Origin of the sequence: Sporosarcina sp. Marseille-Q4063 (genome assembly GCF_018309085.1) — a bacterium.
Classification (GTDB): Bacteria; Bacillota; Bacilli; order Bacillales_A; family Planococcaceae; genus Sporosarcina.
On sequence record NZ_CP070502.1, the window covers coordinates 1,839,565 to 1,862,419 of the forward strand.

Sequence of the window (22,855 nt, forward strand, 5' to 3'; positions counted from 1 at the left end):
AACAATAAGAAGGAGTGTAAAGTTAGTTGATAAAAGTTAAGGTTAGTTTAAGGCCCATTGTAAATAAGGTGAACTTACCCACTGTTTTGAAAACAACTATACTTCCGGGTGACTCAATTGAAACATTGTTTATTGCAACCCAGATAGGAGAAATCTTTTACATACGAAGCGGAGTGATAAAAACGTTTTTAGATATTCGCTCGCGAATCATAAAACTAGGCGGTTCTGGTGGATATGATGAACGGGGATTGTTAGGTTTAGCGTTTCATCCCGACTTTTATCATAACGGTTTGTTTTATCTTCATTATTCAGTAGCTGGCACGCAAGGTCCAGGTGCTCTTCCTGAACCTTTTGAGCCTAACCCGTGTGATCCCAGAACTTTAAACCTCAAGTGGATAAATAGAGAAACCGAATATGATCATATTGATACAGTAGAAGAATGGATTTTACAATCAAATGGCGGGCCTCAAAAACGACGGACATTACTTAACTTAAGAAGACCATTTATGAATCATAATGGTGTTAATAGCTTAAACTTTTCACCTGAAACAGGAAGACTTGTTTTAACAACCGGAGATGGTGGATCAGGCTATGATCCATTTAATTTAAGTCAGAACGATATCGAAATAGCCGGCAAGATAATTGAAATTGATGTAGTTATGAATACACTCACCCATAATCCACCCGTAGTCACACGTTTTGATGAACTTCCAGCACCTATTCAGGAATCCCTTACGGTCATTGCCAAAGGCGTTCGAAATATACCCGGCATTTCATATCAAAGATTTTATAATCAGTATATCAAATATGTGGGAAATGTCGGCCAGGATTTGGTAGAGTCAATTTTTTCATTCGTTCATTATAAACCAATACCGGTTACCCAGCTTATTCAAAATTCTATAATGCAACCTGAACCTGACCAAGAAGAATTTATTAACTTTGGCTGGCGAGGATGGGAAGGTGATTTTCCTACTTCGATTATAAGGAGCTGCTCCGCAAATCCGACTTTGGATGAGAAAACGATTGCCTATTACAATGAAGCAGTAAAAACTTTACCGGGGCGTCTTCAGCCTTTAACTAGTTATTTTCATCAAGACCCGAGGCCTGATAAGTTTGAAGGTACTGCACTTACAGGCGTGCAAGCCTATATGGGGAATGAAATCCCTGGTTTAACAGGTAACGTTGTGTTTACCGATTTTGCTCGGAATGATGAATCGGGGTCTCCTGGTAGAGGGGTTTTAGCTTATAGTAGGGTAAGAACAGATGGTAAACCAAATGATTTTAGTGTTATTCAAACCGATTATAACTTTGGGTCTGGGTCATCTTATTATGTTAGTTTAGGAACGAATCTGGATCAAACCAAACTCTATATAGGTGTTTATGGCTCTATGAATGTCACTGAATTAAACGTAGGTACTGTTTTCGAAATTGTTCAGTGAGCCATAGGAATACCTGATTGAGTCGAAATATAAAACAAACAAGAGAGCACTCAGGCTCCCTTGTTTGTTATTTTTATATTTAAAAGCGGATATTAATAGCCGTAAGGACGGTAGTATGGATAGCGATAGTATGGTGGGTATGGTGGGTAGATTGGGAAGAATGGATAAATCGGGAAAAATGGGTACTGGTAACGTGGGCGTGGGCGTCGTCGTCGTCTTCTTCGACGTCTCCCATAACTGTCATAATCGTATTCATAGTCATCATCATCGTCTCTGTCATATCGATTATAATCAAATCGGGTCATTACTTTTTCCTCCTTTTGATTTCAGTCTAGGTTATGCTATGGAGGGATTGACAGTCTGGACATTCGCCTAACACTTTGTCGACATAAGTTTGATACCTTTTTTACCTCCCATGCATATAGTAGTGAAAAAGCAAAAAGGAGTTTTACTTTTGGAAATACCCGTTTCTGGTTTCATGTATGATTCAGATGATTTTGATCCTATGCATTCCCATCAGCTTCTTATTACTCAATGGGATGGAAGACCCGTGCCTGTTCATGTCCACGAATTTAGAGGTGTCACTTCATTTGATGTAGGACATAATCACAGATATATCGGAACTACTGAACCAGCTCCAAGTGGTGTTCCACACACTCATAGATACTTTACTTTTACATCTGTTGATGATCGACATCGACATGAGATTCGTGGAGTTACTGGTCCAGCTATTCCCCTTCCTAACGGCGGTCATTATCATGAGTTTAGTGGTTTTACTACTGTAAATGGTGCTAATCCCCATAGACACGGTTATAGCGGAAGAACAAGTTTATAAGGGTATTTTCTGACTCGCGATATTTTACTCTTATCAAACAACGATGAACAGTATCCATATACTGACAATAAAGAAGTAAAGGCCTTCCATCAGTTCAGTAAACTGATGGAAGGCCATGATTATTTAATTGGTGCGTTATTAATAAGTGATAATGCTTCGTTCACTTCAAAAATTTTACCGCGAATATCAGTAATACCAAAACTTGTTAAACGATCTGAATGCATGACTAAATATTTTTCAGCATCCTCTTTCGTTTCGAATAAGTATATCCCGCCAGCTTCCTTAGCAGCCGCATCCTCCGTCCAAATCTTCCAAACCACACCTGACTCATCATTAATACTTTCGGCTAAATCAACGAACCCCTTTGACATTTCTTCACCGAATGGACCATCCATTTTAAAATCTACCTGTAATACATATTTCATGATTACCACTCCTTTAGGTCTGAATTGTATATATAATACCACCCAGACAATAACATTACTCAAGATTGCTCTTGACATGGAGTTAGGATACAACCGATGAAATGAGGTATTTATCTTCGGCAAAAGAATTCATGATTTTCCCATTCTCGTTTCGTGTATCTTAAATGGATTTTTGCAAATAGTATAATATTAAATAAAACTTGTGCCTCAATTTCAAAGTGTTTAATAAAGGGGTAAAGTAGATGAAAATTCGGTTCGGCTATGTAGCAAATGCAGTAGGCTTATGGGATGCAAGTCCCTCAAAGACATTAACTTTCACACGGTATTCAACCCTTCCTAAAAAAGAGAGAATGGAAAGATTAAAATTTATAACAGCACAAAATTTACAGCACACAAAAAGAATTTTGTATTATAATATCGCGCATGAAATAGAAGTGTACAGATTCTCAAGCTCACTTGTCCCTTTAGCAACCCATCCGGAAGTGATGTGGGATTTCTTAACGCCATTAAAAAAAGAATGGAAAGAAATTGGAGATTTAGTTAAACATTATAAGCTTAGAGTCAGTTTTCACCCAAATCATTTTACACTTTTCTCAAGTCCAAGAAAAGAAGTCACAATGAATGCATTAATAAGTATGGACTATCATTTTAAGATGCTAGAGGCAATGAATGCCCTTGATACGGGATTAATTAATATTCATATTGGTGGAGCCTATGGGGATAAAAAACAATCATTAGACCGATTCCATCAAAACCTAAAAAAGTTGCCAAAGAAAATTAAGAAGCATATGACGCTAGAAAATGATGATAAAACATATGATATTTTGGAAACGCTCACTGCTTGTGAAAAAGAAAACATTCCGATGGTATTCGATTATCATCACTATGTGGCGAATAACGGGGAGATTGACCTCCCGCATTACTTACATCGAATATTTAAGACTTGGCGTAATACTAATATTGTACCCAAAGTCCATATTTCTTCACCAAAATCTGATCAAGCCTTTCGTTCACATGCCGACTATATTTCTTTGGACTTTGTCCTCCCCTTCTTAAAGATGGCAAAGGAGCTTAATCAGGACTTTGACATAATGATAGAAGCAAAACAAAAGAACCTTGCTATGCTGAGACTTGTAGAAGAAATAGCTGCAATTCGAGGTGTCAAACGTATTTCGAGTTCATCTGTGGAATGGTGACCGTGGAGAATCGAATAAATAAAACTGTTGAGGTGGAATAAATGACGATTGTGCGTCTTGGTTATGTCGCAATGAGTATGGAACTTAAAAATGCATCCCCGTCACAAACCATGACATTTACTCAATTCAAAAAGATCGATGACCGGGAAGCTGCCATCCGTAAATTAGAACGTATTGCACTTTCGAATTTGCACAACACATTAAGACTCTTAAAACATAATGCAGCGTCTGATATTCATTTTTATCGATTAACCTCTCGCCTAATTCCTTTAGCAAACCACGAAGAGCTTCTTGATTGGAATTATATAAAGCCATTAAAAGAGCCGCTTCGCGAGATTGGAGTTTTCACAAAAAAACATCAGATAAGAGTTGATTTTCACCCAGATCACTTTGTTCTCATTAATTCTAAGCAGAAGCATATCTTGAAAAATTCAATAAGCACCTTAAAGCTACATTATTTATTATTAAGAGCGATGGGAATTGATTCAACACACCGCTGTGTCATGCATGTTGGTGGTAATTATAAAGATACCGAAATGTCACTTGAACGTTTTGTAGATAATTGGATGGACATCCCCAAACAGATTCAAAATATGATTATGCTTGAGAATGATGATACTTCTTTCACGTTAGAAGATACACTTTATTTATGCGAAAAACTAGATATACCTCTAGTATTCGATTATCATCATCATCTTGCCCATCACCAGGATGCAAATTGGGAAAATAACTGGAATAGAGTGGTGCAGACATGGAAGCATTCTCCGCTCCCAATAAAAATGCATATATCAAGTCCTAAGAGTGATGAAGCATTTCGCCATCATTCAGATTACATAGACGTCGATATGTTTTTTAGATTCCTCAATGTAATAAAGGGGAGTATTCCACAAATTGACTGTATGATTGAGGCCAAGAGGAAAGATGAGGCGCTTTTTAAATTAATAGATGAAGTAAAAACAAGGAAAGACGTTGAAATTATTGATGGCTCTTCTTTTCTCCTAAAGTAAATGCAAACTCACTCATAAAAAAAGAGCACTAATTTCTTATTACTGGAAATTAGTGCTAACTTTTACAGTAAAACCGTTTATCAGATACACTACGACCATCATTTGAACCTCATTAAAAAAATTTCCATTACTGACCAACTTTTTTTATGGAGAGATTTCGAACAATGGTTTGACCTTTGGATCTGCAGCAATATGTTCTGGGAAAATAAACCCCATTGGATCACGTGAAATTTCTATTTCCAATTGCATGAAGCATTCGTCAACGAATTCTGAACACATATACTCTTCATCATCTCTATGCCTCCCAATACCTAAAGCTATGCGTGCAACAATCTTGGCTATCTCTTCTTTGTCATAATTTCGATTAAGTAAATTGATCGCATTGCCACACATACTCTTTATTTTTTCTTTATCAAAATCAGGACTGTCAACTACTTCATGTCGGGCTACATACATTTCTCCATTATACATTTCTTTACTATTTTCATAGTTGTAAAGGTAATGGGTTAGAGGGACCACCCTGACACCGTCATCTTCCACACTTTCTAATACAAGTACGTGCTCATTCCAACAGACTAACAAGGCTACATGACTAAATATAGAGTTTGACAGTTTTTTTATCATCTCACTGACTAAATAACGACCGCTACAAAAAAGAATATCTCCTGTCTTTATTTTATTTTTTGCCAGCTCATAAGAAACTTGGTTTATTCCATCAAATTTATTGCTCCCCATTTATAATCGCTCCTTTCATTAATATTATCTACCTAATAGGGATCTTATTAGGCCCAGTCACATAATCGCTACCACTAGGACAACATTATAAGACCAAACATATTAAAAATTCAGAGTTTTATATCCGCGGATTCCTCAATGACATATCCTATTTTAGATTCTAATTGATTGATTGGATCATGATCACGTAAATCTTCAAAATCAAGACCTGTAAGTGTTTCAATTTTTGAAATTGGTACTTGATAAGTTTTATATTCACCGTAAGCAAATTCCAAATTCTCAATAAGATTTTTTTGAGTCTGCAAATATGCAGTTGCAGATAAGTTTCCATCTTTCTTAACAATAACAGCTATTTTCCAAAACTCTGCCGGTATCTGAACTCCTCTGTAAATAATGTCGTCCATCCGGAACACTGGTCCAGTAAACACCGTCACTTTAAGATTCGAGTTTTCAGCATTGTTTAAAATGTAATTCTCCAGATCCAGCCAGTTTTTTTGATTCAGCTTACTGTGCTGAGGAGCACAATTTGTAAAATGGAACGTATCCTTATTCGCCTTTTTCGCTGAATCTCCCCAAACAGGGTCAAGTCGGCGGACAAGATGTCCTCGATCAAGCGAATTGTTTTTATATAATTCAGGACCGCACTGGTACTCTATTTCAATGCGGGAATCGAAATACCATTTGTCATTACGGCCAATCTTCATCAATTGATTGCCGTCAATATTCACCGCCGTATAATATGCCAAACGGCGTGACTTGCTCATGACAATTGAAAAATGCATATAATGGAGCACATTGCTTCCGTCTTTTAACTGAGCAATATCCTGTTCAAGATCAGACCGGAATATCGGAAGAGGAACTTCATCACCAAGAAATTTGGTGTCATAACCGGCAGAACCTTCATACCACGAATCGCTTAACTCCTCAACTACCATCTCTTCAGGTGTATGACCCTGGACTTCCCACCCCTTCACAATGTCATTCAATAACAACTTTTGATCTTCACTCAAGTTGGCGCCTCGCTCCACGACAAACTGGATAATACTGCTTATGCGAATCCCTTCATTTGCTATAAATTCAGCCCGATTCTTTGGATCTGGAACTCCTGCATGGTGGAGGGAGATTACGAACCATTCGTCATTATATACAGGTGAACCGGAGGATCCGGGCATGGTATCTGTTGAGTAGTGAATATAATCGTCAAATACATCCAAAATTTGATTCTCCCTGATAGCTACAGCTTTGGGTGCACCCGAAGGATGTTGAATAATTGATACATATTCACCAACCAACCCTTTGCCCGTTTGCGAGATGAGAGGCAAGAACCCAAAATCACTTACCTTTGTGCCATCAGCAGACACTTCCTCTATCGCGACTAAAGTGAAATCAAGCTTCTGATCCGTTATAAAGAAGCGCTCGGGCGTTAAACGGAAGCTTTTCATCGGACGTTCCTTTAAGTCAAGATCAACCTCATAGTTGAATTGTGCGACACTGGACTGAGCCGTATCGTAGTTCTCCAAAACATGGTTATTTGTAAGTAATAAAGAAGGTGATACAAGAAAGCCTGTAGCATGTCCGAGAACTCTGCCTATACGATCGCGGATTTCGATTCTACAAACAGGATTGGCTGCTTGTCGACCTGCTTCAAGATATGAAATAGGAAATAGATCATTTTGGCCAATAATACGCTCTATTGCAAGCTCATCACGTGGATTAATAATAGCTTTTCGAAGAGCGACTCGCTCAGGCGTATCTACTTCCAAAGGATTTTTTGTTTGCAGTTCACTAGCAATTCGTTCACGTTCACTAGAACGCGCGATGTAACGCTTTAATGCTTGTTGTCGTTGCAAATCTACAAGATCCATATTAAAAACTTGAGACTTTTCCAGTCGTTTAATAGACATTTTTCCCCTCCCAGTGAAGATTTACTTTGAATCTGTTCGGCTACCGCTGGTAAGACGCCTACGCTAAATTTATACACTTATTCATAGTAGAAGTTATACTTATTCTAATAGTTTAGATTATTCTAACACCTGTGGCGTGTTTTTAAAAGTTACTTTTTCAGTGTATTTCAAGAGATTTTTAAACCAATTATAATCCAATATATAACTTTAGCCATTTGAAACCTGCTTTCATCGCTTTTACCTGGTCCTTATGAGCGATAAAGGGATTGAATCAATTTGAGGTTATTGGTTTAAGAAATTCAAAAAACGTTCTGGACACTTTTCTGTCCAAAACGTTTTTCATTTTACTTTTCTATATGTACTGAATCTTCATTTCATAATTCGTGAAAACTGGTCTTCTATAATTATTCAGCTTTTTTAAAAATGCATTTTGATTTCAGTTTATTTAACAATCTGGTTAATGAGTTGTTTTAATGACGGTGTCGTTGTCAGCCTTCTTGTTCTTAAAAGAAAGAAGTAACCGCCCCCCCATCGGCAGACGTGTGGACGATTACTTTTTCCTTCTCGGCCAAATGCATTTTCCATCCAACTATTTACACAGTCGGATGATATGCAATATTGACCAGTATTGCACCCTAAGTCTACCACTTTAGGACTGAATGTTCAAACACTTTTTATTTTTTATTGTATGTCTCGTTTATATATATATATGATGAATTACCAGCAAGATCGCAATAACTCACTCCTACATGCATTTGCCGACCTATACATCTACATAATTGACATTAATTAGAGATAAAAATTGACTCAATTCTTTTTCAGTAGCATGCGTATTTAGGACTTGATACGAATAATTAGTTAAGCAACATTCACTCGTGATAGGTAAAATGTATTGCAAATAGAAAATACATTTTATTATCTCAGCCTCACTAGTGATTTTGAGCTAAAGAGAACACTTCTTTAATAAGGCTTCCGAATCGATTATTCAATTTTTTCATTATTAATTAGACTGAATAGTCAGTCCGTGATATAATGCACAGTAGGGTATACCAAAATTTCCCTCGGTTTATAGTCGATTAGCAGAACGATAAGAGCCTAATCGGAGTAGCTCCTGAAGCAAGTTTAATTATTGTAAAGGTATTGAATATAAAGTAGAAGTTATCTTGTTGATCAAATGATATAACTGTAATTTAGGAGGCAATCAAAAAAAAGAGAGAGATAAATCTCCCCCTCACAGAGTATGAAGACTGGTCCCCAGAAATTTTCAGGCATTTCTCGTAAAAATTAAGCATATACATACTGATTGTACATATACATATTGATTTTGCATATACATAATAGTAGGGCTAACTATATAAATTTTCCCCCTACAGAAACTGCATCTAGATTTCAGTTCATTTTCGGAGAATGCATGACCGCTTGTTAGCACTTCCAATTGAAAGGAGGTGAAAACCAATGACAACATACGAAATACTAAGCTTACTCCTTACACTCTCTGGTGGATGGATTGCTTTTATGTCGGTGTCGTTGTCAGTCATCTATTTCTTATCACGAAAGGAGTAACCGCCCCCCCTCGGCAAAAGTGTGGACAATTACTTCTTTCTTCTCGGCCAAATGCTTTTTGAGCCCAACCAGTTACACCGTTTTATGCTGCGTAAAGTCGACCATGATTTTGTCTTACAGTTTATTATTTTAGGACTGAGTCTAAAACACCCAGTCCTTTTTTATTGTATGCCGCGTTTATTATTATATGATGAATTGTCGTCGGAAGTGCTATACTTTGCCGCTAGATTCATTGCAAAGTCTAGATTTCTTCGTATTTAGTTATTGATCATATCATAGATTCAGCGCCCATATCAGAAGACTACGACATACTTTGTACGTCCATTCAATTATAGTATGTAGCAAGCACAACTAATAGAAACAACTATTTTAGTAATTTTCCTACCCCCAAAAACTACTTCGTTATTCGTAAAGCCATAGATGTTTTAATAAATCTGAAAGAATTAATAGATGCACTTACGTAGCAAACAAACAAACCCAGCTACCTTCACATGAGAAGATTAGCTGGGTTTCTTAATTATTGTACTTTAATTGATCTTCGTAAGGTTTCTAAAATTGGGTTCATCGCATCTGCACCTTCTATTGGATATTGAAAAGTAATCACTAGTGCCTGTTCATTAATTTCATATGCAATAAAACCTTTCATTGGATGGTCGCCGTAAAATTGTATTTTTCCTATCAAACCATTTTCTTCAACATGTGTGCTTTCCAATTCATAATTTTCTTCATATCCTTCTGCTTCAAATCTTTCTTGCATTTTGGATACAGCTTTTTCAAGATTTGTGTGTTCTATCATTTCTAATGTTATCTCATAATCATATTCGGTTGAATAAGTTATTTTGTTGTTGCTCACTTCAGGAACACCGAACGCTTCGTCAAATTGATAAGCAATACCATAGGGTTGTATATGATAATTAATAATTTTAACCTCTAAGTCCTCGCCTTCCACGTTTCTAATTACTGTTTCGGAAGAGCCTGTGTGAATCTCCATGTTAGTTTCCTGGTTTTCCCCTTGATTTTCATCATTTTCCGGAGCATCTTTTTCCACTTCTTCATGATCATTCTTATCATCGATGATTGGATTATTATTTGTTTGATTACCCTCGTTGCCTGTTGAACTCTCTCCACCTTGATGAATGATGCTGTTAGATAAGAAGTAATAGCCAAATAACAATAAAATAACCACTATTCCTAAATTTAAAGCATATTTAAAGCCTCCGAATAATTTAGTTTTGTTTTTGTAACGATTACTATCCATCGTAAATAAAATTTTATTTTCAAGTTTGCTTTTTCTCTTTTCTTCCCAAATAATATCTTTATCTAATTGTTTTAGTTGTTCATCGAAGTAAGACTTATCCATTGATTTATTTTTCATACAAAAAACCCTCCTTTAACAGTTCCTTTTCTAAAGCGGGAATTGCTCGATAAAGTGTTGTTTTAACCTTACCCTCCGACCAATTTAAGATTTCACTGGTTTCCCTGATACTAAACTCTTTTATTTTCCTGAGAATGATGACCTCGCGGTAGGAGGACTTTAACCTGCTTAACGCTTTATACAACTCAATTGAACTTTCCCTGCCTTCCAAAATATCTTCCGGCAAAGATGCAGAGTCCTTCATCGTTTGGAAAATTTCTTGAAAAATCTTTATAGGTTTTTGTTTTCTGATATGGTCTATTGTGTTGTTATGTGCAATGCTGAATAGCCAAGTTTTAGGTTTCGACTTTTTTTGAAAAGTATGGTGGTTTTTATAAGCTTTAATAAACGTATCATGGGTCAAATCTTCCGCTTGATGATAATCGTTAATCATCATCAAGATATATTTAAATATTGAATCACTATAAAGATGATACCAATTCGTAATTTCCTCCTTTGTATCTGGCAAATAACTCATCCTTCCTTGCATTTTTCTGTTCATCATTTAGACGGCTAACAATATATAAAGTCACAGTCTTATTTTTGAATGTTAACTTATAGCAAAATAGGGGTTGCTTTAGCAGCTACATCTATTAATGTCTCCACTACCAAAACATCAAATAACTGTCTCTAAGATACTCATACGTTTCAACAACGGATGAAATTCACGGACATCCAACAAGGAATAGAAAAAGGCTCACAACAATTCAACGAATTGATGAAAGCCCTTCATATTTAGGGTGATTTGACTTAAACTTATGACCAATAACAAATGATCTTTGTGTGATAAAAATTTGTTTCTTAAAACAGAAAAAAAGCTTCTCGCAAGGTTACAACAATTATGGAAAGCTTTTTCAACATCTTCATTGTTATATAGTATCACATTTTGGCTAAGATAGTAGATAGGATTTTTTTATTTTTAATTACTAATTAAAATTATAGTTATCTGAAAATACTCTAGTACCTTCAATGCTCTTTGGAAGCTCTTTTACATGAAGATAATACTTGCCTGAGTCTAGAGCAATTACCTCTTCCATATTTTCATGGTTATTACCCATTTCGATTGTAATTTTTAACTCTTGATACTCATCTTTAGGTTTTTCTCCATATACAATATAAAAGTCTTTAAATTGGTCGTAACCTTGCCAATTATCTCCAAATGTAACTACAAGCAAGTTGTCATTTTCTAAAATTGCATAACCAATCCCATCGTTATTTTTAAACAAAACAATGGAATAGTTATTTCCGAATTTTTTTCCATTAAAATTTCTGCAGCTTTAATCTGATTTTCCTCATCTAAGGCACTAAATTTCTCAATTTCTTCTATTAGGTTTTTATTAATACTGGTTTCTGCTTTAGAGTTAGTATGAAAGTATGAACCAATAATAAATAAGGAAATCGCTAAAAAAATAATTGTTACTATTTTTTTCAATCGTTTCACCTCTATTTTGTTTTTAAGGTAGCATGAACGTATGAATGGGTAAAACTTGTGTTTTGAGTTAAAGTAAAGCCCCCAGATCCATCAAAGTTTATTGTTGGGCTTATTTCTACCTTGGTTTCTTGATGAGAGTATTTTCCATAAGCATCTAGATAAGTAGGTAGTCCACTAATTGGGGTAACTGTATAGTACATGTATAAATTAATGTCAGTAACATACTGTGTCTTACTAGGGTTATCTTTTAAATTCATTTTCACTGCATATGCGTCCTTACCGTACCTCCATTTATTGCTGGCACTTGTGTAAGTAGCACTTCCTGTTGTATTAGTTCTTAGTCGTTGAATTATATATTTTCCATTCTCCCCTTTCTACTATCCTATATATTTTATCATTTTTTCAATAACAATAAAGCTGTTTTCGTACTTTTCTGAAAGATAATCATTTCCTATGTGAGTCTTTATTTGATTGTAACAACATAAAAAAGCAACCTCCAAGTTTTTTAAGAAGTAGCCTTTACTTTCACTAAGTCTATCTAAAATAGAATGGCACGTCTGTAATAGATTTCTGGTCTGAATCCAAGAAATGAAAAAAGAAGCCTCTCAAAAGTTTAGTGAACTTTTGAGAAGCTTCCGTTAGCATTCCACTCTTATCAAGGGGTTGGGGGTCTTATTACATCATTCCGCCCATTCCACCCATGCCGCCCATATCCGGCATTCCGCCGCCAGCATTTTCTTGTGGAATGTTTGCAACGACTGCTTCAGTTGTTAGGAACATTGCTGCAACAGATGCTGCGTTTTGAAGCGCATAGCGCGTAACCTTTGTAGGGTCAACGATACCTGCATCCATCATGTTTACCCAAGTACCTTCTGCTGCGTCGAAACCGATACCGATTTCTTCACGCTTCAGACGATCGACAACGATTGACCCTTCAAGGCCTGCGTTGTTTGCAATTTGACGAACTGGTTCTTCAAGTGCACGAAGAACAATCTTAACGCCAGTTGCTACGTCGCCTTCAGTCGTTTCAGTTAGTTCTTCTACTTTCTTGTAAACGTTAACGAGTGCAGTTCCTCCACCCGAAACGATTCCTTCTTCAACAGCTGCACGTGTTGAGTTCAATGCGTCTTCAATACGAAGTTTACGCTCTTTCAACTCAGTTTCAGTAGCTGCTCCGACTTTGATAACTGCAACGCCGCCTGATAGTTTTGCTAGGCGCTCTTGTAGTTTTTCTTTATCGAACTCAGAAGTCGTTTCTTCAAGTTGCGTACGGATTTGATTGACACGGCCTGCGATTTGGTCTGTATCTCCAGCACCTTCTACAATTGTCGTGTTATCTTTTGTGACAACAACTTTTGAAGCTGTTCCAAGTTGTGTAATTTGTGTTTCTTTCAGGTCAAGACCCAGGTCTTCTGTAATGAGTTCGCCGCCTGTTAGGATTGCGATGTCTTCTAGCATTGCTTTACGACGATCACCAAATCCAGGTGCTTTAACTGCTACTGCGTTGAACGTACCGCGAAGTTTGTTTACAACAAGTGTTGCAAGTGCTTCCCCTTCAACGTCTTCCGCAATCATTAGAAGTGGTTTACCTTGTTGAACAACTTGCTCAAGAACAGGTAAAATCTCTTGGATGTTTGTAATCTTTTTATCTGTGATTAGAATATATGGGTTGTCAAGAACTGCTTCCATTTTGTCCGTGTCTGTAGCCATATATGCTGAAGCATAACCACGGTCAAACTGCATGCCTTCTACAACGTCAAGTTCAGTTGTAAATCCTTTTGACTCTTCAATTGTAATGACGCCGTCGTTGCCAACGCGCTCCATTGCATCTGCAATTAGCTTTCCAACTTCTTCATCACCTGAAGAAATAGCGGCAACTTGTGCGATGGACTCTTTCTCTTCGATTGGTTTAGAAATAACTGTTAACTGTCCAACAGCTTCTTTAACAGCTAGCTCGATTCCTTTACGGATTCCAACTGGATTTGCACCCGCTGTTACGTTTTTAAGACCTTCGCTAATCATTGCTTGTGCAAGGACTGTTGCAGTTGTCGTTCCGTCACCAGCGATTTCATTCGTTTTTGAAGCAACTTCAGCTACGAGTTTTGCACCCATATCTTCAAATTTGTCTTCAAGTTCGATTTCACGAGCAATCGTTACACCATCATTTGTAATAAGTGGTGAACCAAATGCTTTCTCAAGAACAACGTTACGTCCTTTTGGTCCAAGTGTTACTTTAACTGTATCTGCAAGCTTGTCAACTCCGCGTTGCATCGCACTACGTGCATCTTCATTAAATTTAATTTCTTTAGCCATTTATAATTTCCCTCCTGAATTTACGCATGTTTGTTTAGTACTAAATCTTTCCTTGAATTAACCGATAACAGCTAATACATCGCTTTCACGCAGGATTAAATATTCATTACCTTCATGTTTAACTTCAGTTCCGGAGTATTTTGAGAAGATAATCTTGTCGCCTTCTTTTACTTCTAAGTCGACACGTTGGCCATTTTCCAAAACGCGCCCTGTTCCAGCAGCAATTACTTTTCCTTCTTGCGGTTTTTCTTTCGCAGAATCTGGCACGATAATGCCGCTTGCCGTTTTTTCTTCAGCCTCTACTAATTCAATTACGATACGGTCACCTAATGGTTTCAACAAGTAAAACAACCTCCCAAAGATAATAATTTCTTTTAGCACTCATCTACAAAGAGTGCTAACACAATTCTAATCATAATAAACATCTGCCTATTTTGCAAGTGATGTACTCAGACATTCTTCCCTTTGCTTATGTTGTTTAAAACAGCTAAAATAACAGCAGTTGTTATTTTAGGAGATGAACATTTTGAAAAACTGGAAAATCTATTTTTACCTGATCTTCACTTACGTCATTATGCAAATCGGTAGCATATTTTTAGTCAAGCCGATTTTTCAATACTTTAAAGGAAATCCAAGTTTAACTACACAACATGCTGAATATCATGGAATTGCATGGTCACTCTTTACAGCTAATACACTAGCTGCAATCATCTTCCTTCTATTAATTTTCACACGAAAGAAATTCTTTCATGTGTTTAAAGGCAAACCTGCTTCAGTGGGGAGCACAATTTTATGGGGAGTCATCGGCTTTTTCCTCGCACTTTTCGGACAAATGGCTGCGGCCTTTATCGAACAACTAATCGGCATTGAACCCGGTTCAGAAAACACAGCTTTTCTATCTGAAATCGCTAAAGTATCTCCCATTATCATCATTTGCATTGTCATATTCGCACCACTGTTAGAGGAAATTGTTTTCAGACGAGTGATCTTCGGAGGTCTTTATCAAAAAACCAATTTCATCATTGCCGCTTTAATCAGTGGACTCATATTCGCGGCAGTCCATGGCGAACTCCAACATACGCTCATTTACTTGGCACCGGGACTTGTTTTCTCTTTCGTCTACTATAAAACTAAAAGATTGATCACACCGATGATTTCACATTTATTAATGAACGGCCTTGTTGTCACCGTCCAGCTTAATTATGAAAAACTTGAGCAACTACAGAATATGCATCAATCTTTCATTACATTCCTATTAGGATGAAAAAAAGTCTTCCACCCGATAATTCGGTTGGAAGACTTTTTATTGTGGTGAATCTTGATTTTGAACTTCTTCAATTTGTCGTTGCTGTTCCGCCTTTAAATACTTTCGATAACCAAAGCGGGAAATAACAATACTAAACTCGTAAAGTATAAACAGCGGGACCGTCACAAATAAATGCGACATTAAGTCAGGCGGTGTAATGAATGCCGCAACAACGAATAAACCAAAGTATGCATATTTTCGTATTTTCACAAGGATTGATGGATTTAATAAACCTAACCGGGCTAAAAATACAATAACAACCGGCAATTGAAAAACAATCCCAAATGGAATCGTAATTTGAAATAAAAAATTAAAGTATTCATTAATACCAATTGTCTGTGTGATACCTAGGTCCATCGATAACGCCATCATGAATTTTATGACGTATGGAAGCAAGACAAAATAAGCGAACGAAATACCGCCAAGCAAAAGTAAAAAGGCGTATGGAATATAACTCAACGTCGCACGTCGTTCTGGTTCATGCAGACCGGGAGAAATAAAGGACCACATTTGGTACATAAGGATTGGAGATATGATGACTATGGCAATAAAGAAAACTACTTTCAAAAAAATCAACATCGGATCGATTACATTAAATGCATTCAATGTGATTTCTCTTGCTTCCCCATGAAGCTGAAGAAATCGAATAAGTGGTTTCGCAAGAAAAAAACTACCTATGATTGCTACAACAAAGAAAACGACAATCACTATCAGCCGTTTTCTCAATTCATCTATATGTTCAATGATTGTCAAATTATTATCGTTCATCGGACTAACATCCTAACTCACTTCTGTTCTTCTTCGTTCTTTTCCACTTTCTTAACTTCGTCATTGTCATTGACGAGTCCCTGTGTCGCGTTTTTAAATTCACGCAATGAAGAACCGAATGCTTTTCCAATCTCTGGCAACTTCTTTGGACCAAACACAAGCAATGCAATAACTGCAATTAGAATAAGGCTCACAGCACCTGGCATCATCCTTGGACACCTCCTATTTAAGAGTTGGTAAACGTATTACCTTATCGTTAGGGATTAAACCAGTCCCTCTTACTTATTAACATTTTACACTAAAGCCGCCCATATTGCTATAATAGGGCTATTACAATTGTGAATCTTTAAGGTCATTTTTCATGAAATAAATAAGCGTCTGTAATTCTACAGATAAATCAATTGTATGGACGCGAACTTCTTCTGGCACTGCAAGGCGTACCGGAGTAAAGTTTAAAATGCCTTTAATCCCATAGTCGACTAATTCGTCTGTAACACTTTGCGCAACGCCAGATGGCAATGTTAGGATAACAAGTTCGATTCCCTTCTCTTTCAGCTTCTCTTCAGCCACTATTGGATGATAAACAGGAATGCCGCTTACCGTTTTCCCCTCAACTGGAGCCTTAGTATCAAATGCCATTACGATACGTGTGTTATGGTTTTTATGAAAATTATATTTTAAAAAAGCACTTCCTAAACTTCCGACCCCGAATAGGGCGACATCAGTTTCTTCGTCTTGATCGAGAATCGTGCGAAAAAAATCAACTAAATAGTCGACATCGTATCCGTATCCTTTTCTACCGAGTGCCCCAAAATAAGAAAAATCTCTCCGTATTGTCGCAGCATCGATTTTCATCGCTTCGCTTAATTCGCTAGACGAAACACGCTTTTTGTTAGCGTTTGCAAAGTTTTGAAGAAATCTATAATAAAGAGGCAAGCGTTTTGACGTTGCCTGTGGAATCTTAGGCATTTCCTCTGACATTCTACCCCTCCTACACGTCCTTAAAGCCTATTCTATCGTATCTTAATTGCTGTTTATTGTAAAGCTGACCATTGCGCGCGCGGCGTTGTTCTATTAGACTAGAGTAGAATGAGGTGTATTATAATGATTGTTTTACAAGTCAACGCTTTAACTAAATCATTTTCTGGAACGACCATATTAGATAATGTTCAACTCGAAGTACATCAACGCGACCGTGTTGCCCTTGTCGGACGAAACGGCGCTGGAAAATCGACCTTACTAAAAATTATCGCGGGTGAAATGGCTGCCGATTCAGGCGATTTAATTATTCCAAAGAACATACGGATTGGATACTTGGAACAACATTCCGGCATCGATTCCTCTTTAACAGTTTGGGATGAAATGATGACCGTTTTTGAACCCCTCCGAGTAATGGAAAGACGAATCCGTTCCCTCGAAGAACAGATGGCCGATCCAGCAATCTTTTCAAATAGCATTGAATTCGAACGCGTTTCGACTGAATACGATGAATTACAAACTGAGTTCAGTAATTCCAAAGGCTATCAGTACGAAGCAGATACTCGATCAGTGCTTCACGGCATGAGGTTTTATCCAGAGGATTATACAAAACAGGTTAACCTTTTATCCGGTGGTCAAAAAACGAGACTTGCACTCGCAAAAATGTTATTAAGCAGTCCGGATTTGTTAATTTTAGACGAACCGACAAACCATCTTGATATTGAAACGCTTAGTTGGTTAGAAAAATACCTTGTTAATTACGAGGGTGCATTGTTGATTGTCTCGCATGACCGTTATTTCCTTGATGAAATTGTTACTATTGTTTATGAAGTTTCAAGACATAAAGTAGCAAAATACCTTGGCAACTATAGCGCCTATCTAAGCGAAAAAGCTAAAAACTACGAACGTGATTTAAAGATGTACGAGAGAGAAGCAAGTGAACGTGCGAATCTCGAAGACTTTATTCAACGAAATATTGCACGCGCTTCGACATCCAAAATGGCCCAAAGTCGTCGTAAAATGTTGGAACGAACGAATTGGATGGAATCCCCCGACGGTGATGAAAAGTCAGCCAACTTTACCTTTTCTGTCGATCGTCCAAGCGGAAACGATGTCCTTGCGGTAGATAATTTAGCAATCGGGTATGATAACGGACCTGTTTCGGAAAATCTGAACCTACGTGTGTATAAAGGTGATCGAATTGCATTAATTGGCCCCAATGGCGTCGGCAAATCGACTTTACTGAAAACTATAGTTAAAAGACAAACTGAACTTGCAGGCGAAATAAGATACGGGACAAATGTTCAATTTGGTTATTATGATCAAGAACAGGCCACCCTAGCCGGCAATGATACCGTCTTGGAGGAACTATGGAGCGAATGGCCGATGATGAATGAGAAAGACATACGCAGCGTTCTAGGCCGCTTTCTTTTCACTGGAGATGACGCTGGAAAACCAGTGACGTCATTGTCCGGCGGAGAAAAGGCACGGCTTTCTCTTGCGAAATTGATGCTTAAGAAGTCGAACACGCTCATATTGGACGAGCCAACAAACCACTTGGATTTGGATAGTAAAGAAATACTTGAAAATGCATTAGATGATTTTCCTGGCACAATTCTCTTTGTGTCTCATGATCGGTATTTCATTAATCGCCTAGCGACAAAAGTAATCGACATCGGTCCCCAGGGTGCTGTTGAATATTTGGGAGACTACGATTACTACGTGGAAAAGAAACAAGAACAAGAAGAACTTCTTGCTGAAAAGGAAAGAGCCTTAGTAAACAAACCGCCAGTTGCAAATAAACAGGATGACGATCGTGAAATAAAACGGCAAGAACGAAGACTAACGCGTGCAATCGCTGAAATTGAGGATGAAATTACAGCTCTTGATGAACGTATTGCATCTTTCCAAGAAGAACTGTCAAATCCTGAATATGCGGACAATCATGTAAAGCTCATGGAAATTCAAAAAAACATCGATAATTTGCAAGCTGAACATGACGAAAAAGCGGAAAACTGGCTCACTTTGCAAGAACAACTTGAACATTTATAAAAAGATAATAGGGTCAAATAAATAGTCATCTTCATGCAATATTATGAGATGGCTATTTGTTTTCCTAAAATAACATGTGAATATCCCCAATCAAGTTGTAAACTTCTCCACAACCTTATCCACAGCATAAACACTTTCAAAACAACCATGGTATGCACTTTCCCACACTTTCCACAGATTTTTATTTTATTACACACAAAGTTATCCCATCATGTTTGTCATTAAATTAACAACTAAATTAGTTGTCAACAAGTTATGCACAACCTGTTCATAAGTACGAATGTTCCTCTTGACAAAGGAAGAAACTTGTTTCTTCTCTGCGAAAAAGCAAAAATAAAAACGTGGAAATTGTCTGAAAAGACATTCTCCACGTTTTGCTATTTATTCCATGAAACAAGCTCCATTCCAGGTCTTCCATTCATCGATAATGTACCTCGCACTCCGCTACTAAACATTGAAGATCCCGCGGCAGCTATCATTGCAGCATTATCTGTACAAAGTGATATAGGTGGAACATAAAAAGGAATATTAAGTTCCATAAATTTTGCTTCAAGGGATGTACGCAGCTCTTTGTTCGCAGCGACACCACCCGCAGCTATAACTTGCTTAACATTAAATTCTTTAGCAGCACGCACTGTTTTTGTCGTCAGCACATCAACGACACTTGCTTGAAATCCTGCCGCTACATGTTGCGGATTTACATGTTCACCGCGCTGATCTAAATTGTGTTTATAGTTAATAACTGATGACTTGAGTCCACTAAAACTAAAATCGTATGATTCAGGTTCAAGCCATGCTCTTGGAAATTCAATTTCCCCGTCGCTTTCTGTAGCTAAACGGTCAATTTCCGGTCCTCCCGGATAAGGCAACCCAAGTACACGAGCAACTTTATCATAGGCTTCTCCAGCTGCGTCGTCACGCGTCTCTCCAATCAATTCAAACGAGCCATGTTCTTTCATAAGAACAAGCTCAGTGTGACCACCCGAAACGATTAGAGCGAGCAAAGGAAATTCCATCGGTTGGATAAGTTGGTTAGCATATATATGCCCTGCTATATGATGCACCCCGACAATTGGCAGTTGATTTGCGAAAGCAAATGCCTTTGCCGCATTAATACCGATAAGTAATGCCCCTACTAGACCCGGTCCTTCTGTCACCGCAACTGCATCTAGATCCTTTGGTTGCAATTCAGCAATTTGTAGCGCTTCTTCTATCACTAATGTAATTTGCTCAACATGATGTCTAGAAGCAATTTCCGGAACAACGCCGCCAAATCGTTTTTGGCTTTTTATTTGAGACGCAACTACATTAGATACGATTTCTGTTCCATTTTTAATAACAGAAGCGGCAGTCTCATCACAACTCGTTTCAATCCCTAATATATACAAATCTTTTTTCACTATAATTCCACCCACATGACGAGGGCATCTTCGCCGTCGTCGCTATAATAGTTTTTACGTATGCCGCCTTCTTGGAAGCCAAGCTTACGATACAAGTTTTGCGCAGTATGGTTGCTAACTCGAACTTCCAACGTCATTAACTTTACATCCATTTCTTCACAAAGAGCAATAGCCTCTCGCATTAAGCCTTCACCGATTTTACAACCTCTTAAACGTTTCAAAACCGCTACATTCGTAATATGACACTCATCTAAGACAATCCACATTCCACAATGACCAATTACCTGGTCATTTTCCAATGCAACGATATAATGAGCATAATTATTACCAGTCATCTCATGTTCGAAAATTTCCTGTGTCCACGGAACCGTGAACGATTCCTCTTCAATAGTTACTACCGACGGAATATCGGCTTTTACCATTTCACGGTAAGAAATTTCTTTAACCACGTTCATGTTCCTTTCCCTGCGCTTTCAACCAATTTGCCTCAGCTTCAGCAATTCGGCGATATTCGGGAACGAAATTATGAATATCCACTTCCTCTTCAAACTGCTGTGCCGTATGGATGAGAGAAGATGCACGCGGTAAATTGAACTGGATCGGAGCAAATACTGCTTGGTCTGCAAGCTCGTCAATCAATTGATCTTTATGCAATGACGTATCTTTTCCAATAAACAAAACTGGATATTTAAATGACTTCAACTTTCCAATTAATTCTTCAAGTGAAAAATGTCCATCTTCAATTACTGTGGTTAACTTCCCATTTTCAAATCGGTAAGCACCAGCATACACATTATTTCTCCGTGCATCTACAATTGGACAAAGGATGCCTTCAAAATATAGAGCATTTGCAGCGAGCGCTTTTAAACTAGAAACCCCAACTAGCGGTTTATTAAGCGTCCATGCAAGCGTTTTGGCAATCGTTACGCCTATTCGCACACCTGTATAAGAACCCGGTCCTTCAGATACTGCGATTGCGTGAATATCTGAAGGAGCAATATTCGCTTTTTTAAAAACTTCATCGATTGCTGGCATCGCTCGAAGTGAATGGTTGATTGCCATAGAAGAGTTTTCTTCAATCAGTATTTCACCATCTTTCACGACAGCAATAGAAAGTGGCGTATTTGCTGTATCTATTCCAAGCCAAATCATATACTTAACCCCTCACAAATCTTTTCATAATGTTCACCTAGTGGTTTAACAGTAATTATACGTTTCGTATTTCCAGCATGAACAATTTCAATTTCTAGCCGATTCTTAGGTAATTCTTCTTCAATTAAATGAGCCCATTCAATAACCGTCACGGCATCCCCATAAAACAATTCTTCCCAACCAAGATCTTCATCACTTCCGGCCAGACGATAGACATCCAAATGATTGAACGGAAAGTTTCCTTCGTATTGTTTTAATATCGTAAACGTAGGACTACTAACAGTCCGCGTAATTCCGATTGCTTTTGCGAATGCCTGTGTAAAAGCTGTTTTTCCAGCTCCCAAATCGCCTTCTAATGTAATGACATCAGGAGGGGATACAAGTATAGCAAGATTTCTGGCAAGCTGTTCCGTTTCCTTAAGGGAATGAACGGTAAATTGTTTTTTCATTTTTTTATTTCCTTTCGAGTAGTTCACTCCGCTTATCTTCTTTAATTGTACAGAAAATAATTTCCATCGGAAAGCGTTCATGCTTGAAAAAACTAAAAACAAAAAACCGACTCCGGAATAAATCCCGTAATCGGTTCTATGTTTTAAATTAATTGACGGTCCCGACGGGAATCGAACCCGCGATCTCCTGCGTGACAGGCAGGCATGTTAACCGCTACACCACGGGACCTTAGTATGTATAGGAAGGGAATTAACCCTATCCCTTTTTCATTTCCATAAATCGAGGTTTCTTGATTGCATTTATTGTTTATTTGATCAATCTTTACCTGTTAACGAAATGAAGAAATTTGCCTGGCAACGTCCTACTCTTGCAGGGGGAAGCCCCCAACTACCATCGGCGCTGAAGAGCTTAACTTCCGTGTTCGGTATGGGAACGGGTGTGACCTCTTCGCTATCGCCGCCAGACTTGAGCTTGTTCGCTCAAAAC

At 37.8% G+C, this 22,855-nt stretch carries 24 protein-coding genes, 1 tRNA gene and 1 rRNA gene; 7 read left to right on the forward strand and 19 right to left on the reverse strand.

From position 1 onward, the window contains the following. Nucleotides 1–26 precede the first annotated feature (26 nt). The 3 genes from JSQ81_RS09420 (at nucleotide 27) to JSQ81_RS09430 (ending at nucleotide 2,274) form a co-directional block, all read left to right on the forward strand. The gene (locus JSQ81_RS09420) at nucleotides 27–1,439 is read left to right on the forward strand and encodes a PQQ-dependent sugar dehydrogenase (protein WP_212607362.1); all 1,413 of its coding nucleotides are present in this window, start codon (nucleotides 27–29) and stop codon (nucleotides 1,437–1,439) included. A gap of 115 nt (nucleotides 1,440–1,554) precedes the next feature. Further along, nucleotides 1,555–1,815, forward strand: coding sequence for a hypothetical protein (locus JSQ81_RS09425; protein WP_212607363.1), 261 nt, complete (start codon nucleotides 1,555–1,557; stop codon nucleotides 1,813–1,815). Between the two features lie 78 nt (nucleotides 1,816–1,893). Further along, nucleotides 1,894–2,274, forward strand: coding sequence for a YmaF family protein (locus tag JSQ81_RS09430; RefSeq protein ID WP_212607364.1), 381 nt, complete (start codon nucleotides 1,894–1,896; stop codon nucleotides 2,272–2,274). A gap of 119 nt (nucleotides 2,275–2,393) precedes the next feature. Here JSQ81_RS09430 and JSQ81_RS09435 read toward each other — a convergent pair whose 3' ends face one another. Next, the gene (locus JSQ81_RS09435) at nucleotides 2,394–2,699 is read right to left on the reverse strand and encodes a monooxygenase (RefSeq protein ID WP_212607365.1); all 306 of its coding nucleotides are present in this window, start codon (nucleotides 2,697–2,699) and stop codon (nucleotides 2,394–2,396) included. Between the two features lie 242 nt (nucleotides 2,700–2,941). Here JSQ81_RS09435 and uvsE (JSQ81_RS09440) point away from each other — a divergent pair, with 242 nt between their 5' ends. Together uvsE (JSQ81_RS09440) and uvsE (JSQ81_RS09445) are read left to right on the forward strand one after the other, a co-directional pair. After that, nucleotides 2,942–3,895 carry a UV DNA damage repair endonuclease UvsE gene (gene uvsE, locus JSQ81_RS09440; RefSeq protein ID WP_212607366.1) on the forward strand — a complete coding sequence of 318 codons (954 nt, stop codon included), beginning with the start codon at nucleotides 2,942–2,944 and terminating at the stop codon, nucleotides 3,893–3,895. Nucleotides 3,896–3,936: 41 nt separating this feature from the next. Then, on the forward strand, nucleotides 3,937–4,902 hold the full coding sequence (gene uvsE, locus JSQ81_RS09445; protein WP_212607367.1) for a UV DNA damage repair endonuclease UvsE: 966 nt from the start codon (nucleotides 3,937–3,939) through the stop codon (nucleotides 4,900–4,902). Nucleotides 4,903–5,046: 144 nt separating this feature from the next. Here uvsE (JSQ81_RS09445) and JSQ81_RS09450 read toward each other — a convergent pair whose 3' ends face one another. The 9 genes from JSQ81_RS09450 to groES all read right to left on the reverse strand — a co-directional run bounded on the left by JSQ81_RS09450 (nucleotide 5,047) and on the right by groES (nucleotide 14,605). Then, the gene (locus tag JSQ81_RS09450) at nucleotides 5,047–5,637 is read right to left on the reverse strand and encodes a YiiX/YebB-like N1pC/P60 family cysteine hydrolase (protein WP_212607368.1); all 591 of its coding nucleotides are present in this window, start codon (nucleotides 5,635–5,637) and stop codon (nucleotides 5,047–5,049) included. 110 nt (nucleotides 5,638–5,747) lie between these two features. Further along, nucleotides 5,748–7,541 carry a DNA/RNA non-specific endonuclease gene (locus tag JSQ81_RS09455; protein WP_212607369.1) on the reverse strand — a complete coding sequence of 598 codons (1,794 nt, stop codon included), beginning with the start codon at nucleotides 7,539–7,541 and terminating at the stop codon, nucleotides 5,748–5,750. A 2,080-nt stretch (nucleotides 7,542–9,621) separates the two neighbouring features. Beyond that, a complete protein-coding gene (locus tag JSQ81_RS09460) occupies nucleotides 9,622–10,479 on the reverse strand; it encodes a hypothetical protein (protein WP_212607370.1) in 858 nt (285 codons plus the stop codon). Beyond that, entirely contained in the window at nucleotides 10,469–10,987 is a 519-nt protein-coding gene (locus tag JSQ81_RS09465; RefSeq protein ID WP_371812530.1) for an RNA polymerase sigma factor, read from the reverse strand. Before JSQ81_RS09465 ends, JSQ81_RS09460 begins: the two co-directional genes overlap by 11 nt. Nucleotides 10,988–11,444: 457 nt before the next feature. Then, nucleotides 11,445–11,744, reverse strand: a complete 300-nt coding sequence (locus JSQ81_RS09470) for a hypothetical protein (RefSeq protein WP_212607371.1) — start codon at nucleotides 11,742–11,744, stop codon at nucleotides 11,445–11,447. Next, complete coding sequence (locus tag JSQ81_RS09475) at nucleotides 11,705–11,950, reverse strand: hypothetical protein (protein ID WP_212607372.1); 246 nt, start codon at nucleotides 11,948–11,950, stop codon at nucleotides 11,705–11,707. Before JSQ81_RS09475 ends, JSQ81_RS09470 begins: the two co-directional genes overlap by 40 nt. 11 nt (nucleotides 11,951–11,961) lie before the next feature. Then, nucleotides 11,962–12,213: a hypothetical protein gene (locus JSQ81_RS09480; RefSeq protein WP_212607373.1), complete on the reverse strand. Its 252-nt coding sequence runs from the start codon at nucleotides 12,211–12,213 to the stop codon at nucleotides 11,962–11,964. Nucleotides 12,214–12,625: 412 nt separating this feature from the next. After that, a complete protein-coding gene (groL, locus tag JSQ81_RS09485) occupies nucleotides 12,626–14,263 on the reverse strand; it encodes a chaperonin GroEL (RefSeq protein ID WP_212607374.1) in 1,638 nt (545 codons plus the stop codon). A gap of 57 nt (nucleotides 14,264–14,320) precedes the next feature. Then, on the reverse strand, nucleotides 14,321–14,605 hold the full coding sequence (gene groES, locus JSQ81_RS09490) for a co-chaperone GroES (RefSeq protein WP_172373519.1): 285 nt from the start codon (nucleotides 14,603–14,605) through the stop codon (nucleotides 14,321–14,323). A 184-nt stretch (nucleotides 14,606–14,789) separates the two neighbouring features. On the opposite strand from groES, the gene JSQ81_RS09495 reads away from it, so the two are divergent. Continuing rightward, nucleotides 14,790–15,527: a CPBP family intramembrane glutamic endopeptidase gene (locus JSQ81_RS09495; protein ID WP_249336689.1), complete on the forward strand. Its 738-nt coding sequence runs from the start codon at nucleotides 14,790–14,792 to the stop codon at nucleotides 15,525–15,527. 39 nt (nucleotides 15,528–15,566) lie between these two features. On the opposite strand, the gene tatC is transcribed toward JSQ81_RS09495, so the two are convergent. The 3 genes from tatC to JSQ81_RS09510 form a co-directional block, all read right to left on the reverse strand. Further along, entirely contained in the window at nucleotides 15,567–16,337 is a 771-nt protein-coding gene (gene tatC / locus JSQ81_RS09500; protein WP_212607375.1) for a twin-arginine translocase subunit TatC, read from the reverse strand. A 17-nt stretch (nucleotides 16,338–16,354) separates the two neighbouring features. Further along, on the reverse strand, nucleotides 16,355–16,543 hold the full coding sequence (locus JSQ81_RS09505; RefSeq protein ID WP_212607613.1) for a twin-arginine translocase TatA/TatE family subunit: 189 nt from the start codon (nucleotides 16,541–16,543) through the stop codon (nucleotides 16,355–16,357). A 124-nt stretch (nucleotides 16,544–16,667) separates the two neighbouring features. Continuing rightward, nucleotides 16,668–17,318, reverse strand: a complete 651-nt coding sequence (locus tag JSQ81_RS09510; RefSeq protein ID WP_212607376.1) for a redox-sensing transcriptional repressor Rex — start codon at nucleotides 17,316–17,318, stop codon at nucleotides 16,668–16,670. Nucleotides 17,319–17,441: 123 nt separating this feature from the next. Here JSQ81_RS09510 and JSQ81_RS09515 point away from each other — a divergent pair, with 123 nt between their 5' ends. Beyond that, nucleotides 17,442–19,367, forward strand: a complete 1,926-nt coding sequence (locus JSQ81_RS09515) for an ABC-F family ATP-binding cassette domain-containing protein (protein WP_212607377.1) — start codon at nucleotides 17,442–17,444, stop codon at nucleotides 19,365–19,367. Nucleotides 19,368–19,744: 377 nt separating this feature from the next. Here the strand turns inward: JSQ81_RS09515 and tsaD are convergent, their stop codons facing one another. From tsaD to rrf, 6 genes are all read right to left on the reverse strand, one after another. Beyond that, nucleotides 19,745–20,767 (reverse strand): tRNA (adenosine(37)-N6)-threonylcarbamoyltransferase complex transferase subunit TsaD, encoded by a 1,023-nt coding sequence (gene tsaD, locus JSQ81_RS09520; protein ID WP_212607378.1) that lies wholly within the window; start codon nucleotides 20,765–20,767, stop codon nucleotides 19,745–19,747. Further along, nucleotides 20,767–21,222, reverse strand: a complete 456-nt coding sequence (gene rimI, locus JSQ81_RS09525) for a ribosomal protein S18-alanine N-acetyltransferase (protein WP_212607379.1) — start codon at nucleotides 21,220–21,222, stop codon at nucleotides 20,767–20,769. Before rimI ends, tsaD begins: the two co-directional genes overlap by 1 nt. After that, the gene (gene tsaB, locus JSQ81_RS09530; RefSeq protein ID WP_212607380.1) at nucleotides 21,209–21,919 is read right to left on the reverse strand and encodes a tRNA (adenosine(37)-N6)-threonylcarbamoyltransferase complex dimerization subunit type 1 TsaB; all 711 of its coding nucleotides are present in this window, start codon (nucleotides 21,917–21,919) and stop codon (nucleotides 21,209–21,211) included. Before tsaB ends, rimI begins: the two co-directional genes overlap by 14 nt. Continuing rightward, nucleotides 21,916–22,368, reverse strand: a complete 453-nt coding sequence (gene tsaE, locus JSQ81_RS09535) for a tRNA (adenosine(37)-N6)-threonylcarbamoyltransferase complex ATPase subunit type 1 TsaE (protein ID WP_212607381.1) — start codon at nucleotides 22,366–22,368, stop codon at nucleotides 21,916–21,918. The genes tsaB and tsaE overlap by 4 nt, the downstream gene beginning before the upstream one ends. Nucleotides 22,369–22,524: 156 nt before the next feature. Further along, a tRNA-Asp gene (locus JSQ81_RS09540) sits at nucleotides 22,525–22,597 on the reverse strand. Nucleotides 22,598–22,717: 120 nt separating this feature from the next. Continuing rightward, a 5S ribosomal RNA gene (gene rrf / locus JSQ81_RS09545) occupies nucleotides 22,718–22,833 on the reverse strand. Between the last annotated feature and the right edge of the window lie 22 nt (nucleotides 22,834–22,855).

Coding starts and splice junctions, on each gene's coding strand:
- JSQ81_RS09435 (WP_212607365.1), bottom strand. CDS start 2,699: ATGAAATATGTATTACAGGTAGATTTTAAAATGGATGGTCCATTCGGT.
- tsaB (WP_212607380.1), bottom strand. CDS start 21,919: ATGATTTGGCTTGGAATAGATACAGCAAATACGCCACTTTCTATTGCT.
- JSQ81_RS09515 (WP_212607377.1), top strand. CDS start 17,442: ATGATTGTTTTACAAGTCAACGCTTTAACTAAATCATTTTCTGGAACG.
- JSQ81_RS09510 (WP_212607376.1), bottom strand. CDS start 17,318: ATGTCAGAGGAAATGCCTAAGATTCCACAGGCAACGTCAAAACGCTTG.
- JSQ81_RS09425 (WP_212607363.1), top strand. CDS start 1,555: ATGGATAGCGATAGTATGGTGGGTATGGTGGGTAGATTGGGAAGAATG.
- tatC (WP_212607375.1), bottom strand. CDS start 16,337: ATGAACGATAATAATTTGACAATCATTGAACATATAGATGAATTGAGA.
- groL (WP_212607374.1), bottom strand. CDS start 14,263: ATGGCTAAAGAAATTAAATTTAATGAAGATGCACGTAGTGCGATGCAA.
- JSQ81_RS09455 (WP_212607369.1), bottom strand. CDS start 7,541: ATGTCTATTAAACGACTGGAAAAGTCTCAAGTTTTTAATATGGATCTT.
- rimI (WP_212607379.1), bottom strand. CDS start 21,222: ATGAACGTGGTTAAAGAAATTTCTTACCGTGAAATGGTAAAAGCCGAT.
- JSQ81_RS09450 (WP_212607368.1), bottom strand. CDS start 5,637: ATGGGGAGCAATAAATTTGATGGAATAAACCAAGTTTCTTATGAGCTG.
- JSQ81_RS09460 (WP_212607370.1), bottom strand. CDS start 10,479: ATGAAAAATAAATCAATGGATAAGTCTTACTTCGATGAACAACTAAAA.
- JSQ81_RS09505 (WP_212607613.1), bottom strand. CDS start 16,543: ATGCCAGGTGCTGTGAGCCTTATTCTAATTGCAGTTATTGCATTGCTT.
- uvsE (WP_212607366.1), top strand. CDS start 2,942: ATGAAAATTCGGTTCGGCTATGTAGCAAATGCAGTAGGCTTATGGGAT.
- uvsE (WP_212607367.1), top strand. CDS start 3,937: ATGACGATTGTGCGTCTTGGTTATGTCGCAATGAGTATGGAACTTAAA.
- tsaE (WP_212607381.1), bottom strand. CDS start 22,368: ATGAAAAAACAATTTACCGTTCATTCCCTTAAGGAAACGGAACAGCTT.